General features: G+C 59.7%; 13 protein-coding genes. 4 read left to right on the top strand and 9 right to left on the bottom strand.

Features of this window, described 5'->3' with window-relative positions; translation table 11 throughout:
- Positions 1-7 precede the first annotated feature (7 nt).
- Positions 8-1,264, top strand: coding sequence for a multidrug effflux MFS transporter (locus ACNA0I_RS11065; protein ID WP_415806059.1), 1,257 nt, complete (start codon positions 8-10; stop codon positions 1,262-1,264).
- 131 nt (positions 1,265-1,395) lie between these two features.
- Here ACNA0I_RS11065 and ACNA0I_RS11070 read toward each other — a convergent pair whose 3' ends face one another.
- The 6 genes from ACNA0I_RS11070 to ACNA0I_RS11095 form a co-directional block, all read right to left on the bottom strand.
- Positions 1,396-3,282 carry a choice-of-anchor I family protein gene (locus tag ACNA0I_RS11070; RefSeq protein WP_415806060.1) on the bottom strand — a complete coding sequence of 629 codons (1,887 nt, stop codon included), beginning with the start codon at positions 3,280-3,282 and terminating at the stop codon, positions 1,396-1,398.
- Positions 3,283-3,463: 181 nt separating this feature from the next.
- Positions 3,464-4,435, bottom strand: coding sequence for a Bug family tripartite tricarboxylate transporter substrate binding protein (locus ACNA0I_RS11075; RefSeq protein WP_415806061.1), 972 nt, complete (start codon positions 4,433-4,435; stop codon positions 3,464-3,466).
- A 218-nt stretch (positions 4,436-4,653) separates the two neighbouring features.
- Complete coding sequence (locus tag ACNA0I_RS11080) at positions 4,654-5,634, bottom strand: tripartite tricarboxylate transporter substrate binding protein (RefSeq protein ID WP_415806062.1); 981 nt, start codon at positions 5,632-5,634, stop codon at positions 4,654-4,656.
- Positions 5,635-5,724: 90 nt separating this feature from the next.
- Positions 5,725-6,978, bottom strand: a complete 1,254-nt coding sequence (locus ACNA0I_RS11085) for a CaiB/BaiF CoA transferase family protein (RefSeq protein ID WP_415806063.1) — start codon at positions 6,976-6,978, stop codon at positions 5,725-5,727.
- Positions 6,979-7,061: 83 nt separating this feature from the next.
- Positions 7,062-8,201 (bottom strand): acyl-CoA dehydrogenase family protein, encoded by a 1,140-nt coding sequence (locus ACNA0I_RS11090; protein WP_415806064.1) that lies wholly within the window; start codon positions 8,199-8,201, stop codon positions 7,062-7,064.
- 9 nt (positions 8,202-8,210) lie between these two features.
- Positions 8,211-9,407 carry an acyl-CoA dehydrogenase family protein gene (locus tag ACNA0I_RS11095; protein ID WP_415806065.1) on the bottom strand — a complete coding sequence of 399 codons (1,197 nt, stop codon included), beginning with the start codon at positions 9,405-9,407 and terminating at the stop codon, positions 8,211-8,213.
- Between the two features lie 178 nt (positions 9,408-9,585).
- On the opposite strand from ACNA0I_RS11095, the gene ACNA0I_RS11100 reads away from it, so the two are divergent.
- The 3 genes from ACNA0I_RS11100 to ACNA0I_RS11110 all read left to right on the top strand — a co-directional run bounded on the left by ACNA0I_RS11100 (position 9,586) and on the right by ACNA0I_RS11110 (position 12,653).
- Positions 9,586-10,518, top strand: coding sequence for a LysR family transcriptional regulator (locus ACNA0I_RS11100; RefSeq protein WP_415806066.1), 933 nt, complete (start codon positions 9,586-9,588; stop codon positions 10,516-10,518).
- Between the two features lie 144 nt (positions 10,519-10,662).
- Positions 10,663-10,881: a SlyX family protein gene (locus tag ACNA0I_RS11105; RefSeq protein WP_415806067.1), complete on the top strand. Its 219-nt coding sequence runs from the start codon at positions 10,663-10,665 to the stop codon at positions 10,879-10,881.
- A 5-nt stretch (positions 10,882-10,886) separates the two neighbouring features.
- Positions 10,887-12,653, top strand: a complete 1,767-nt coding sequence (locus ACNA0I_RS11110; protein ID WP_415806261.1) for an ABC transporter ATP-binding protein — start codon at positions 10,887-10,889, stop codon at positions 12,651-12,653.
- Positions 12,654-12,741: 88 nt separating this feature from the next.
- On the opposite strand, the gene ACNA0I_RS11115 is transcribed toward ACNA0I_RS11110, so the two are convergent.
- The 3 genes from ACNA0I_RS11115 to ACNA0I_RS11125 form a co-directional block, all read right to left on the bottom strand.
- Complete coding sequence (locus tag ACNA0I_RS11115; protein ID WP_415806068.1) at positions 12,742-13,158, bottom strand: DUF4168 domain-containing protein; 417 nt, start codon at positions 13,156-13,158, stop codon at positions 12,742-12,744.
- 133 nt (positions 13,159-13,291) lie between these two features.
- Positions 13,292-14,569: an RNA polymerase sigma factor gene (locus ACNA0I_RS11120; protein ID WP_415806069.1), complete on the bottom strand. Its 1,278-nt coding sequence runs from the start codon at positions 14,567-14,569 to the stop codon at positions 13,292-13,294.
- Complete coding sequence (locus tag ACNA0I_RS11125) at positions 14,566-14,976, bottom strand: VOC family protein (RefSeq protein ID WP_415806070.1); 411 nt, start codon at positions 14,974-14,976, stop codon at positions 14,566-14,568. Before ACNA0I_RS11125 ends, ACNA0I_RS11120 begins: the two co-directional genes overlap by 4 nt.
- Between the last annotated feature and the right edge of the window lie 94 nt (positions 14,977-15,070).

The following is a 15,070-nucleotide window of genomic DNA, read 5'->3' on the forward strand; positions in this document are numbered from 1 at the left end:
TTTGCCGATGGACTCTACTACGTTGCCACGCGGCGTGACGCACGACGAACGCTCGCCGTCGCCAGCCTCTGATCTCTCTGATGTACCCGCTGTGGCGCATGTGCCGCTCTGGTTATTAGCCCTGTTCACCTTTAGCGGTACGCTGGCGATGCATATTTTCGTGCCGGCGCTGGCGATGGCCGGTCAAGATCTGCAGGCGGGCAACGGCGCGATGCAGATGACGGTCAGTCTCTACATCATCGGGCTGGCGGTGGGACAACTGATCTATGGCCCGCTGTCTGATCGGTATGGGCGCCGCCGTGTGCTGATGGCCGGATTGGTGATCTACACCGCGGCGGGATTGGCCGCAGCGTTGGCCCCCGATGTCTATGCGTTGATCGCCGCGCGTCTGTTTCAGGCGCTGGGCGGCTGCGCAGGCCTGGTGTTGGGCCGTGCCATCGTGCGTGATACTGCGGCGCCTGCCGAGGCAGCGAAACGCTTGGCATTGATGAGTTTGATGGTGACGGTCGCGCCCGGTGTTGCTCCCATAGTGGGGGGAGCCTTGGCCACGTGGGCCGGTTGGCGCGCAGTGCTGTTCAGCCTGTGCGTGCTGGGCGTTGTGAATTTCCTCCTGGCTTGGCGCATGCTGCCGGAAACGGGGGCAAAGCTGGCGCAGGTGACGACGGCAACGCTGATGCGTCATTACCGGCAATTGCTCGCCTCCCGGGCGTTTATCGGCTATTCGATTGGAGGAGGTTGCGCCACTACCTCAATGTTCGCCTTTGTCGCGTCGGCGCCGTTTATTTTTGTCAATGAGCTGCATCGGCCTGCGAGCGAAGTCGGCCTTTATCTGGCCGTGCTGGTGTCGGGTGTGTGGCTGGGTTGTGTGGTCACCTCGAGATTGATCGGCAGGGTGCCTATGGATCGCGTGATGGTGGCAGGTAACGCACTGAGCGCCATATCGGCAGTGGCGTTTTTGGTGCTGGTGTTGTCGGGCTATGCGGCCGTTGCGCCGATTGTGGCGTTGATGTTTTTCTATACGTTCGGCTGCGGCATGGCCGGTCCGATTTCTCTCACATTGGCGGTCGGCGTGAATCCGCTGGTGATCGGTTCCGCGTCGGGTTTGTACGGCGCATTGCAGATGGCGGTGGGCGCGCTGTGTACGGCCTTGGCAGGATTGGGCTCATCTCCCGCACTGTCTACCTCGTTGGTGCTGGCTGGCGCTGGGCTGACCGGGCAGTGCATGTTCTGGATGGCGTCGCGAGGGCGCGCGTCGCGCAACTGAAACGACAGCGACGCCTGACAGCGGTTGGCCACATGCGCGGCCGGTCAGAACGGGGCGGGACAGCGACGAGGGCGTGGGCACCATGGTTGCCGGGGCCAAGCGATGCTCAGCCCCGGCGAGGCGATCTACGATCAGTTTGCGTCGTCGGCCAGGACGATGCGATAGATTGAGGTAGTGCCGCTGACTTCGTTGCCTACGATCAACAAGGGCTGACCGTCGGGCGAATCTTCGGCGGATACGAAGGCCAAGCCTTCAGGACCCAGGTCACCTGCGCCTGCTGGATTTTCAGCGGAATCCACATTGAAGTCGCGCGAGTTCACATAGGTGGTGAACACAGGATTCGCGGGGTCGCTGATGTTGTAGACCATGATGCCGCCCATACGCTCCAGACCGACAAAGGCATAGGTTTTCTCACCGATCTTGCCCAGTGTGACACCTTCGGGTTCCGGTCCCTTGTTGTCGCTGCGATCGTCAAAGATCGTTTCGTCATGGCCCGAGTTGAACCACTCCGGGTATCGTTCGGCCGTGATTTTTTCGAATTGATCGCCCGAGTCCCAGACCAGTTTGCCGTCGGCGTCTCGGATCGAGAAGGATCGCGCGCCGTACGCATATAGCGTGTCATAGACGAGGCGGCCATCTGCGCTCAGTTGCGGTGTGCCATCGGCGTTCTGTTTGTAGCCCATGGTCCAGGTCACGGTCAGGCGGCCGAGGTTTTCGTCTTCGCGGCAATCGCCTGGATCGGTGTCGGTGGCGCCGCAATAGGCAAAGACAGTGGGGTCAAGCAGGCCACCGGGTGCGAGTTGGCGCAGTTGGGGCGGCAAATCGTCGCCAGCCCGACGATCGAAACCGCTTTTATGCACCAGGTGTTTGACGCGGAACTCATCGACAAAACCGGGCGCTTCGGAGGCATCCAGGCCCAGCCAGTTGCCGTCAGCATCACGGCCCCAGTTCCAGTAGGCGTCGTTGTCTTCGCCCCAGGCACGGCCATCGCCCTCGTTGGCGGTGACGATGTAGGTGGCGCCGCCCACGGTATAGGATGCGATGCCGTCAGGCATGTACAGGCCTTTGACGCCGGCCCACGGGCGGATGTTGATGGCGCCATCGGCGTCGCTGACGTCCAGGCCATTGCCGTCGATCCCGTGATCTTTGGCACCCAGCGGCAGAATGTCGGTAATACGGGCGTTGGCGACATCCAGTTTGGCCAGTGCATTGTTTTCTTGCAGAGCGATCCAGGCGGTGGCGCCGTCGTCCGATACTGTGATGTACTCGGGCTCAATATCCTGTGCGGCTGTCGCGCGCGGACCCACCAGACGCACACCTTGCGCGCGCAGTGCGGCCTCTTTGCCGTTCCATTCCCTGAATCCTGCAGTGCGTGCCGTAAGGGCTGCAGGGTTGGATACATCGATGACGCTGACCGAGCCTTCGGGATCGATTGTGTAGTCATCGGAGGGTTCGCCTTCGTTGGCGACCAGCACGGTCTTGCCGTCGGGGGTAAAAGTCACCATGTCGGGCAGGGCGCCGACTTGAACTGACCCTAACAGGGCGAGCGAGGCAGCGTCGTACAAGGCGACATAGCCCGGGTCGGTCTTGACTGGCGCCTGAATCGCGACGGCGACTTTGCCGTGGTTGACTGCAACGCTGTTGATTTCGGCGCCAGCCAGCACCGCTTCCGCGTCGAGTGTGCCGAGGTGGCTCGGCGTTGCGGGTATCTGCAGATCAAGGATATCGATTTTGCCGGAGAGGGCATTGACGACAAAGACGCGCTTGGTCGCGGGATCATAAGCCGGAATTTCAGCAGCGCTGACGCCATAGCTGCCGGTCTCATACCGACCGAGGAAATCTACCGAGGTGATGTGTTGAGCGACTTCGGCGACAGGCGGTGTGGGAGGCGGGACCTCGGTGTTATCACCATTATTGTCGTCGCCGTCGTCGCTGCTGCTGCCGCAACCCAGCAGGGCCAGAGGCAAAAGAGCAACTGCCGCGGCCAGTTTCCATTTCTTCATTTTCTTGTCGTCCACTTCAGGAGTTCGTAAGAGCGGACAGACTAGGGGTGGTTTGTTTCGGTTTTGTTACAAACAGAGAGTCAGCTGGCAAAAACTGCAGCGGGCGATGTGAGCCTGCCGCATTCGGGAAAAATGCGACAGGCTCACATCGCCTGCTCGGCACGCATTACCAGCCGCAGTGGCGGCATTGGGGTGTTTAGTCCAGCGTGATCCCTACGCTCTTGACCACTTTGGCCCAACGATCACGCTCGGTAGTGTAGAACTTGCCCAGCTGCGCTGGATCGTAGGTGACGACTTCCGCGCCCTGTTGATTGAGCTTTTCTACGATCTCGGGCTTTTTGGCGATGTCGGCCAGGATTTTGGCTAAGCGTTCTGCGGTCGCGGCGGGCAGGGTGGCCGGGGCCATGATGCCTTGCCAGGTGCCCGATTCGAATCCGGTGACACCTTGTTCAGCGATCGTGGGGATGTCCGGAATCAATTGCATGCGTTCGCGCTTGGAAATGGCGATGGCGCGCAGATTGCCGCTGCGGATGTGCGGCAGGGTCGCCAGCAAACCATTCATGATGACTTCGGTTTGGCCGCCCACCGTATCGGAAATGGCTTGCGCGCCGCCCTTGTAAGGCACGTATTCCCATTTTGCGCCGGTGGCTTGCTGCACGGCGACCGCGGCCAGGTGAGGGGCGCTGCCGATGGCAGTGACGGCGAAATTGACGCGCTGCTTTTTCGAGAGCTCGACAATTTCGGGCAGGGTCTTGGCGGGGAAGCTGGGGTGAACGGCCAAGACGTGCGGGGAATACGCCAGCATGCTGACGGGGCGCAGATCTTTCGACGGATCAAAGGTGAGTTTGGTATAGACCGACGGGGTAATTGCCAACGCGCCGATATCGCACAGCAAGAGGGTATGACCGTCGTCAGCCTTGGCCACGATGCCCGTGCCCAGGTTGCCATTGGCGCCCGGACGGTTCTCCACGACCACGCTCTCGCCCAGGGCTTTGCTCAGGTCGGCCGAGATCAGACGTGCAATGATGTCTGATGACCCGCCGGGGGTGTAGGGCACCACAATGCGTACGGGACGCGTCGGCCATTTTTCCTCGGCAGCATGGGCGTGGGTGACAAGACCCGTCAGGGGTAGTGCTGCGGCGGTACGCAGAAAATCACGGCGTTGCATTATTTAAATCTCCTTGGGACGCCGGCTAAATAGCCGCTCAGCGTCCATCTCGTTATGGTCGTATGTTGTCGTACAACTTATCGTGGTGTGAGATTAACCGGGAGATTACTGTTTTGCAATCTTTCCTGTTGATTGATCGGGGAGCGGCTGCTTCCGAGCCGATGCCTCTGGCCCGGCTATGCTGGCCGCCCATGATGTGCCCCGAGCGGGCGCGCAGCCTATTTCGCCATCAGGCCCAGGTGCTCGATCAGGGTCTTGTCTTTTGCGTAGGTGGCGATGGCCCATTCGCGGTAGTCGTCGCTGTTGCGATAGACGGGCTCTTGGTTGAGCTGTTTCATGATTTCCATGCTTTGCTCGGAAAACAGCCCAGTTTTAAAGGCATCGTGCAGTTTTTTGACCACGGCGGGGTCCATGCCCTTGGGGCCGGCCAGGCCATAAGGTGACGTAGATGTGACGCCATAGCCCAGTTCCTCTGCTGTCGGGACGTCGGGCCAACGCGTGGTGCGTTTTTCGCCAAAGGTCACCAGCAAACGCATTTTGCCGCTATCGACAAATTGATCCCATCCGCTGGCATCGCTTTGCGCCATGACGTGTCCGCCCAGCAGCGCCTGTTGCATATCGGCGTTGCCTTTGAAGGGCACATGAGTCAATTTCACTTTGGCATTGATGGCGAGTTCTTCCATCAGGAGATGGGGAGAGGATCCCACGCCTGTGGACCCATAGTCGATCGCGCCGGGCTTTGCGCGAGCCGCGGCAATGTAATCGTTAAAGGTCTTGAATGGCGAGTCTGCACGGACGGTGAAGCCAAAGGTATAGCCGGATAAACCCACGATGAAGGTGAAGTCTTTGATCGGATCCCAGTCGGTCTTGTGCATGTAGGGCATGCGCAGCATGCCTAACGGATAAAGGCTGATCGTGTAGCCGTCGGGTTTGGCTGATCGGGCCATGTTGCCAGGCGCCATGGTGCCGCCTGCGCCAGGACGGTTCTCGACGACGACGTTCTGGCCGAGCGATTTGCTGGCTTGCGCGGCGACGGCGCGCAGGTGGCGATCTGTGGATCCGCCCGCAGGAAAGGGCACAATCAATGTAATGGGCTTGGTGGGGAAATCGGTCTGTGCCAAGGCGGGCCAGGCAACGGCCAGGTTCAATAGTGCAGCCAGTGTCAGCCGAAAGCAGGCACGGCGGGTGGTCGATGGCATGATGGGTTGTCTCCGTTAGCGGTGCTGATGGAATGTCGCGACAGGCCGGGTCTGATCTGTGTCATGATCCCGAGTCAGCGGTTTGCTTTGTCATTCAGCCGGGATTTCTCCTGGCAAGGTCAACACGCCTTTGGCCTGCAAGGCGCGTAATTCGGATTCGGATAGTTGCAGTAGCTGCTGTAATACATCTTTGGTGCCTTCGCCCAAGGTTGGTGGCGCATGACGGATGGGCAGGCGCTGGCCGTCGAGCCGATAGGGTGGGGCATAGACGTGGGTGGATCCCGCGACGGGGTGCGGCAGGTCATGCAGCAGGCCGCTCTGGCGTGTGCGCTCGCTGGTGAGGGCCTCGTGCAAGCCCAGGACTTTGCCGCACGGAATACCGCACTCGCTCAGGCGTTGCAGCAAGAGATCGCGGGGAAATTCGCGTAGCAGTGCCGTCACCATGGGCAGCAGGGTCAAGCGATTCTTGGCGCGTTCGATATTCGTGGCATAGCGCGGATCCTCGACGATGTCGGGGCGCATGACGACCTGACGGCAGAATTTGTCGAACTGCGTGTTGGTGCCGACTGCGATGATAAAAGGCCCGTCGGCGGCCTCGAACATGCCGTAAGGCACGATGGACGGATGGGCGTTGCCGTAGCGTTGCGGATCGTGTCCCAGCAGCAAGGCATCGAGCCCATAGTAGCTCGTGACCATGATGCCGCAGTCGTAGAGCGCCATTTCGATCAGGCGTCCTTTGCCGCTGCGTTCGCGCCGGAACAATGCCGCCAATACGGCTTGTGCCGCGTACATGCCGGTCATCATATCGACGGTTGCGACGCCGAATTTCAGAGGGGGCTGGCTGGCTTCGCCATTGAGGGCCATCAATCCGCTTTCGCCTTGGATGACGAGGTCGTAGCCCGGTCGAGTGGCTTCCGGGCCGGCGCTGTTGTAGCCGCTGATGGCGCAATAGATGAGGTCGGGTTTGTGGGTTTTGAGTTGTTCGTAGCCCAGGCCTAGTTTGTCGGCGCCACCGCATTTGAAGTTGTGCAGGACCACGTCGAACTGGGGCAGCAGATCGTAGATGAGGGCCAGGCCTTCGGGACTTTGCAGGTCCAGCGTGATGGATCGCTTGTTGCGATTCATGCTGTTGTAGTACGTGGTCTCGGTCTTGCCGATGCGCATGCCCCAATCGCGCGTGTCGTCGCCACGGACGGGGTGTTCGACCTTGATCACCTCGGCGCCAAAGTCGGCCAAGACCTGGCCGCACAGCGGGCCCGCAAAGACGCGCGAGAGGTCCAGCACGCGTATGCCTTCCAGCGGCAGGTCTTGATCGTATGTGTGGGCGGTATGGGTGTCTGGCATGGCATCAACTCGGTTGGTGGGCCGATGCGATGCACCGGCCCAGGTGATGGTATGTGTCAGCACAATCTGTGTGTGGCATGTCGTCAACCGGGCCGGTTAGCCAACGCGATATAGCGATTCAGGTGATGGTCTTCGTCGCCTAACTGATGATCAATCATGATCAGCCTTTTGGCGTAGTGCGCGAGGGGCAGTTCCCATGTCATGCCAATGCCACCATGCAACTGGATGCATTCCTCCGCGACCAGCGTGCCAACGCGGCCAATGGTGTATTTCGCAGCGGACAGGGCGCGTTCGCGTGTAATCCGGTCGGAATGATCGAGCTGCGAGGCCGCATTGATGACTGCGGATCGGGCTTGTTCGATTTCCAGCAGGACGTCGGCCATGCGGTGTTGCAGCGCCTGGAACCGGCCGATAGGGACGCCGAACTGTTTGCGCGTTTGCAGATAGTCCAAGGTAGCGTCGCGGGCTGCGTCCATGGCGCCCAGGGCTTCTGCGCACAAGGCGAGGATGCCTTTGCCGACACTGCGCTCGAGGGTGGCGTATCCTTGATCGATCGTGCCCAAGACCGCATCGTCCCGTAGTGCGACGTCGCGTAACGTGATGTCCGCCGCACGTCCGCCATCGATCAATGGGTAGCCGCTGATATGTAGACCAGGGGTGGTCGCCGGTATCAGAAAGAGTGTGATGCCTTGCTCGTTTTCCGCGTCGCCGGACGTGCGTGCCGGCACGACGAATAAATCGGCATGTTCGGCTTGGGCGACGACGGCTTTGTGGCCATTCAGTGTCCACCCGTTTTGGTTACGCACCGCATAGGTGTCGACGTGGGCCAGCTCGTAATACGCTTGCGGTTCTGTGTGCGCCAATGCGATTCGCATTGCGCCGGTTTGCACGCTTTCCAGGATGTCCTTTTGGGCCGGAGTTCCTACGGCAGCGATAGCGTCGCCGGCCATCAGGGTATCGAGAAACGGCTCGACAACGAGGCCTCGCCCCAATGCTTCAAACACCACAGCGATGTCAAAACCATGGCCGCCAAATCCACCATTGGCCTCGTCGAACAAGGCGCCGATCGCGCCCAGTTCGGCATAGCGTTGCCAGAACTCCATGCTGTAGCCTTCAGCGGAATTCGCAATCCGGTCGCGTACGGCAAAGCTGTATTGCTCGGCCACAAAGCGCGTGAGCATATCCGACAGCATGCGCCGGTCTTCGGTATGGTTGAAATTCATGGCGGCTCCTTACAGGCCCAGAATCATCTTCGAGATGATGTTCTTCTGGATTTCGTTCGAGCCGCCAAAGATCGACAGCTTGCGGTTATTGAAGTACTGCGCGGCGGCGCTGTCCGCGCCTGCCGGGCCGATGCTCAGGTGCTGGTTGCCGTCCTCGAGCGCTTCAGCTACGTAGGGGCGTGCATAGGGACCCATGGCGCGGCGGTTCAGCGATGAAATCTCCTGGCGGATCTGGGTGCCGCGGATCTTGAGCATCGAGCTTTCTGCACCGGGTGCGCCGCCGTTGGCAGCGGCCGCCAGCACGCGCAGATTGGTGATGCGCATGTTGTCCAGGTCGATTTCGATACGCGCCAGACGGGCCGCGAAGGCGGGATCTTGCAGCAGGGGGCGGCCGTTTTTCTGTTGTCGAGCGGCGACTTCCTTCAGCTGCTGCAAGGCGGCTGTCGAGAAACCGATCCCTGCAATATTGGTACGCTCGTAGGTCAGCAGGTACTTGGCGCAGGACCAGCCACGATTTTCTTCGCCCACCAGATTGTCAACGGGGACTCGGACATCGGAGAAGAAGACTTCGTTGACCTCGTGCCCGCCATCCAGGGTGACGATGGGGCGGACTTCGATGCCAGGGGTGTTCATGTCGATCAGCAGAAAGCTGATGCCTTCTTGAGGCTTGCCGTCGTTGAGCGTGCGCACCAGGCAGAAAATCATGTTGGCGTACTGGCCCAAGGTCGTCCAGGTTTTTTGGCCATTGACGATGTAGTGATCGCCATCGCGTACAGCGCTGGTTTTCAGCGATGCGAGATCCGAGCCTGCGCCGGGTTCGGAATAGCCCTGACACCACCAGTCCGCTCCGTTCAGGATGCGCGGCAGCCAATAACGTTTTTGTGCTTCGTTGCCGTATTTGATGAGGACAGGCCCCAGCATGCTCAGGCCGAACGGCACGATGCGGGGGGCGTGCGCGAGCGCGCATTCATTTTCGAAAATGAATTTTTGTATCGCTGTCCAGCCGGTGCCGCCGTATTCCTGCGGCCAGTGGCTGGCGAGCCACCCTCTGGCGTTCAAGATCGCGTGCCAGGCCTCCATATCGGCTTTGTGGAGATGGCGGTTTTCACGCACCTTGCGCGCCAGAGACTCGGGCAGTTCGGCGGCCAGGAATGCTCGCACTTCGGTGCGAAAGGCCTCTTCTTCGGGGGTGAAGGTCAGATCCATCAGGGATTCTCGCGATCAGTAAATTTCAAACAAGCCGGCGCCGCTACACGCATAGAACCTCCTGAACGGAAAGAGGGATATGAACCGCGGCAGCGTTCTATTCTTCATCAGTAAGCAAGGCTTGACAATTACATCGATAATTGACATTGCGTTCAAAAAAATTTGACAATTGGTCGTTATGGACACGAAATCACTGACGTTACTGGTGGAAATACTCGACGCGGGCAACCTGAGCGAGGCCGCGCGTCGCCTGAAAATGACTCGAGCCAATGTGAGCTATCACCTGAGTCAGCTGGAGCGGGCAGTAGGGATGCAACTGGTGCGGCGTACGACGCGCCGCGTCGAGCCTACCGAGATCGGGCTCAAGCTCTATCAGCACGGGTGCAGCATTCGCGACGAACTGGCGGCGGCGCAGGCGTCAGTGGAGTCGCTGGGGAAAACGCCCCAGGGGCGTGTGCGATTGAGTGTCCCCAGTGGTTATGGACAGTTCGTCATGACGCCATGGCTGCTGGAATTCAAGCGCAGCTACCCGGATATCGTGCTGGATGTGTTGTTCGAGAACAGCGTCGAGGATTTGCTGCGCGACGAAGTGGATATCGCCGTGCGTATCATGTCCGAGCCGCCGGGACATCTGGTGGCGCGTGAGTTGGGCCAGGTGCGTTACGTGGTCTGCGCTTCGCCAGCCTATAGGGACCGTCATGGGTTGCCTCGCCGTCCGGAGGCATTATCCGATCTGCCCGTGATCAGTGCGGCAGTGATAGGCCGGCCGCTGCGGCTCTCGGCCTATCAGGGCAATCAGCGTCAGCAGGTCGTTCTGGATCCGACGATCGTGTCGCGCAATTACGTGTTTTTGCGCGATGCCGCGCTGGCAGGCTTGGGCGTGGCGGTAGTGCCCGACTATGTCGTGTATGAGGATGTCGCGCAACAGCGTCTGCTGACGGCACTGGACGATTGGCGGCTCAGCATTTTCGGACGGGCGATGTATCTGCTGATGATGCCTAGCCGGCATCAGCCTCGCGCGTTGGCGATGCTGATCGAATTCATCATGGATAAGGCCCATGCGGCGCATGTGGGGCGGCCGGGGCTGTTGTTGCCGAGGCAGGCTCGGTGAGCAGGGGCGTGGACCTGCGATAATGGCCCGTCGGCGGCGTGATGCTGCTTTGGGGGCCATCGGCCAACGCATCGATGTGCGGTGTCGATGCATGCCGCTGCGTTGGTGGCGCAGGTCCCGGATTATTCAAGAGTCGAATTTGCCATGAATGCTGCTACGGATACTGACCGTCGTTTAACCGATCTGGAAATCAAGCTCGGCTTGGCCGACGATATGCTGGATCAATTGAATCAGACGCTGTTTCGCCAGCAACAGCTGATCGAACGCCTGGCGCGTGAATTGGCCGAATTGCGTCAACAGGTGCCGGATGCCGCGGGAGGTAATTTCCGCAGCCTGCGTGACGAGATTCCTCCTCATTATTGAACGCGGTGCGTATCCTGTGGGCGTATCTGCGGCCCCATAGCCGCCTGGCCGTTTTGGCATTGGTGCTGGCTGGGGCGAGCCAAGTGCTGGCGCTGATCGATCCGATTATCTTTGGCAAGATTATCGACGAGTACGCGATCAATCGCGCCGGTAAAAGCGACAGCGAGCTTGTGTCGGGTGTGTTGACGCTGCTGGGTTTGGCGGTGTTGATAGCGGTGCTGTCCAGGCTGGCAAAGGCCTTGCAGGAATACGTCACGCGTCTGGTGGTGCAAAAGTTTGGCACGCAGCTATTCAATGACGGCCTGCGTCAAGCGATGCGCCTGAAATTCCAGGAATTCGAAGATCTGCGCAGTGGCGAGACCTTGTCGCTGCTGCAAAAGGTGAGGGCCGATAGCGAGCGGTTCATCAATACGTTCATCAACACGCTTTTTGCCGCCGTGGTGGGCATGGGTTTTCTGGTGTGGTATGCCGTGACGCGGCATTGGCTGCTGGTGCCGGTGTTTGTGATCGGTGTGTTGGTATTGGGGGGATTGACCGGGTTGCTCAGTCGCGAGATCAAAACGCAGCAGCGCTCAATCATGCGCGAAACGAATCGTAGCTCGGGCTTTATTTCCGAGTCGTTGCGCAATATCGAACTGATAAAAAGCCTGGGATTGACGTTTCCAGAGATCCGCCGATTGCAGGCGCAAATCGTGCGCATCTTTGAGCTCGAGATGCAAAAGGTCAAACGGATCCGATTATTGTCCTTTTTGCAGGGCGTGACGCTGAGCCTGCTGAAACTCGCGATTCTATTTGCATTGCTGTGGCTGATCTTTCGCGATGTATTGAGTACGGGTGAACTGATCGCGATGCAGTTCATTTCGGTGGCGATTTTCGCGCCGCTGCAGGAGCTGGGCAATATCATTCTCGCGTATCGCGAGGCTGACGCGTCATTGTCGAGTTTCGATGCCCTCATGAAAAGGCCGATCGATCGGCGGCCCGAATCGCCGCAGGACAGCGGGCCGATCAATGGCGTGCGTTTTGCCGACGTGACGTTTCGCCATAAAGGAGCTCGCGATAACGCACTGGATGGCGTGACGTTTTCTGCATCGCTCGGAGATACGATCGCGTTCGTAGGGCCGTCGGGGTCTGGCAAGTCGACGTTGGTCAAGTTGCTGCTGGGCCTCTATACCCCGGCGTCAGGCGAGGTCTTTTACAACGATATTTCCACCAAGGTCCTGCGATATAACCGGGCGCGTCGCCAGGTCGGGCTGGTGACGCAGGAACCCTATCTGTTCGCTGGCACGCTGCGCGACAATATTCGGTTGGTGCGTACCGATGCCACGGATGAGGAAATCATCAAAGCGATGGAGCAGGCGGCTTGTGCCTATTTGCTGAACAAATCACCTGACGGGCTGGATACGACGATCGGCGAAATGGGCATGAAGCTATCGGGCGGCGAGAAACAACGCCTGTCGATCGCGCGGGCCTTGATTCGCCAACCGAGATTGTTGATTTTTGACGAGGCAACCTCGGCATTGGACTCGCTGACCGAAGAGCAGATCTCGGATACCGTGCGTCATATTTCCGCCAGCCGGCAGCAGATCACGCTGCTCATTGCACACCGGCTATCGACGATCATGCACGCCGATACGATTTTTGTGCTGGAAAAAGGCCATATTGTCGAAAGCGGCACGCATTCCCAACTGTTGGCACAGACAGGCTTGTACTACGCGATGTGGCGTCAACAGATTGGCGAACGGCCAGTGGAGCATACGATGCGGCGGCGTTGAGTTGAACTTTGGTGTCCTCGTCGCCGGATGGCGACGAGGACAAGGCTGTATGCCGCCGCAGAGCCGATTGGCAATAAGCGCGGCAGTCTTACTGCGGTGCCGTACTACCCGCGGGAGCGTTTTTCTGCGCCATGTCGATGACGCGCTGACGCAGTTGCGGGTCTTGTTCAACGGCTTGTCCGATGCCGTTGAATTCATCGACCGTCAAGCCGTCGGCTTGCACCATTTTCACCATTTTGTCGTCGGCTTCGCGATAGACCTGTTGACGGGCAGGTTCGTCCTTTGCGGCTTGCAGTTTGGGACGATACTCGTCGGCAACCATGGCGACTTTCTGTGATGCACTGGCGAATTTTTGCAATTGCGCTTCAGTGGGCTTGATAGCAGGCTGTACTTGGGCAGGGGGTTGCGCAGCCGGTGCCTGTGCCGTTTGGGCCAGCACCGCTGCGGGCGACAGGCTCGCGGCGAGTACGGCTGCGGCAAAGAATGCGTATGTAGAACGCGGCATGGAGACCTCCTTCATAGTTTGAACGTCGTACCCCTCCATGATGACAAGCCTACCAAGTATGGTTCAAGCTTTCGGATGTTTGCGCATGTGACCGTCCGCAGGGACCCCGCGTTACGGGGCGTTTCAAGGCGGTTCAGGACTTGAGCGCACGCGCTCGGGACAGTAGAAATTCACGTTCACGCGCATTGCGTGTGAGGGCGGCGGCGCGGCGGAATTCCGCATCGGCTTCGTCGCGGCGGCCGAGTTTTTCCAGGAAATCGGCGCGCACGCTGGGCAACAGGTGATAGTCGGCGAGAGACGATTCGGTCAGCAAAGCGTCCGTCAGCGCGAGGCCGGCCTGCGGACCATAAGCCATGCCTACCGCGACCGCCCGGTTGAGTTCGACGACAGGCGAGGGGGTGGATTGCACCAATGCGTCATACAGTGCGACGATCTGCGGCCAGTCCGTGTCCTCGGCTCGAGCGGCACGTGCGTGACAGGCAGCGAGCGCCGCTTGCAGGGTGTACGGGCCCAATGTGTCCGGTTGGCTTTGCGCACGATCCAAGGCGGCCAGACCGCGTCGAATTTGCAGCGCATCCCAGCGGCTGCGGTCTTGGTCCATGAGCAAGATAGGGTGGCCTTGCGCATCGGTCCGCGCCGCCAGTCGCGAAGCCTGCAGTTCCATCAACGCTACCAGACCGTGAACCTCGCTTTCCTGGGGCGCGAGTTCGGACAATATGCGGCCCAATCGCAGGGCTTCTTCGCACAAGGTGGGACGTGTCCAGTCGTCGCCTGCCGTGGCAGCGTAGCCTTCGTTGAAAATCAGGTAAATCACTTCCAGCACTGAAACCAGGCGCGCGGCCAAGTCCTGTCCGCGAGGGACTTCGAATGGGACTTGTGCCTCGCGCAGGGTTCGCTTGGCGCGGACAATGCGCTGGGCGATGGTGGCTTCGGAAACGAGGAAGGCGCGGGCAATTTCATCGGTACGCAATCCACCAAGCAGACGTAGTGTCATCGCGACACGTGCCTCGGCCGACAACACAGGATGGCAGGCCGTAAAGATCAATCGCAGCAAGTCGTCGCCGATCTCGTCTTGGCGGGCCTGGTCCAGCGCGTCGACGAAATCGGGTTCGACATGGGTTTGCAACGCGTCCATTTCATAACCCAATTGCTCGTGCTTGCGTTCATGCAATGCATGCTGCCGCAATCGGTCGAGGGCGCGGTTCTTGGCCGTGGTCATCAGCCAGGCTCCTGGTTTGTCAGGAATGCCGTCGCGGGGCCAGTGCTCCAAGGCCGTGACCAGCGCATCTTGGGCGAGTTCTTCGGCCAGGCCCACGTCGCGTACGACACGCGCGACGCTGGCGATGACTTTGGCGGACTCGCTGCGCCAGACGGTCTCGATGGCCCGGTGGACGGCGTCGCGTGAACTCATTGCTGCGGCATTTCCGCGTTGGGATCCATATACATCAGTTCCCAGATGTGGCCGTCCAGATCTTCGAACGCGTGGCCGTACATGAAACCATAGTCTTGTGGTTCCCGAGGTACCGAGCCGCCCGCCGCGACGGCGCGGGCGACCAGGTCGTCAACCTCGGCGCGGCTCTCGCACGACAGGCAGATCAGAACCTCGGTGCTTTGCTTCGGGTCGCACAGCGGTTTATTGACAAAGGTCTTGAAGTACTCGCGCGTGAGCAGCATGGCATACAGGTTTTCGCCCAAAACCAGGCAGGCCGCGTTCTGATCGCTGAACTGAGGATTGAAGTCCAACCCGAGTTTGCGGAAAAAGGTCATGGCAGCGGGCAGATCAACAACGGCGAGATTGACGAAAATTTGCTTATGCATGGCGGACTCTCTAAGTGGGAGGTCGAGTTGGAGGATTCACAACAGCTGGGTTGATGGTGGCTGTTATGCATACGACGAATCAGATGTCCTGCAA

Source organism: Bordetella muralis (assembly GCF_965139205.1).
Lineage (GTDB): Bacteria > Pseudomonadota > Gammaproteobacteria > Burkholderiales > Burkholderiaceae_B > Bordetella_A > Bordetella_A muralis.

Coding starts and splice junctions, on each gene's coding strand:
- ACNA0I_RS11085 (WP_415806063.1), bottom strand. CDS start 6,978: ATGCCAGACACCCATACCGCCCACACATACGATCAAGACCTGCCGCTG.
- ACNA0I_RS11080 (WP_415806062.1), bottom strand. CDS start 5,634: ATGCCATCGACCACCCGCCGTGCCTGCTTTCGGCTGACACTGGCTGCA.
- ACNA0I_RS11075 (WP_415806061.1), bottom strand. CDS start 4,435: ATGCAACGCCGTGATTTTCTGCGTACCGCCGCAGCACTACCCCTGACG.
- ACNA0I_RS11125 (WP_415806070.1), bottom strand. CDS start 14,976: ATGCATAAGCAAATTTTCGTCAATCTCGCCGTTGTTGATCTGCCCGCT.
- ACNA0I_RS11120 (WP_415806069.1), bottom strand. CDS start 14,569: ATGAGTTCACGCGACGCCGTCCACCGGGCCATCGAGACCGTCTGGCGC.
- ACNA0I_RS11115 (WP_415806068.1), bottom strand. CDS start 13,158: ATGCCGCGTTCTACATACGCATTCTTTGCCGCAGCCGTACTCGCCGCG.
- ACNA0I_RS11095 (WP_415806065.1), bottom strand. CDS start 9,407: ATGGATCTGACCTTCACCCCCGAAGAAGAGGCCTTTCGCACCGAAGTG.
- ACNA0I_RS11100 (WP_415806066.1), top strand. CDS start 9,586: ATGGACACGAAATCACTGACGTTACTGGTGGAAATACTCGACGCGGGC.
- ACNA0I_RS11090 (WP_415806064.1), bottom strand. CDS start 8,201: ATGAATTTCAACCATACCGAAGACCGGCGCATGCTGTCGGATATGCTC.
- ACNA0I_RS11065 (WP_415806059.1), top strand. CDS start 8: ATGGACTCTACTACGTTGCCACGCGGCGTGACGCACGACGAACGCTCG.
- ACNA0I_RS11105 (WP_415806067.1), top strand. CDS start 10,663: ATGAATGCTGCTACGGATACTGACCGTCGTTTAACCGATCTGGAAATC.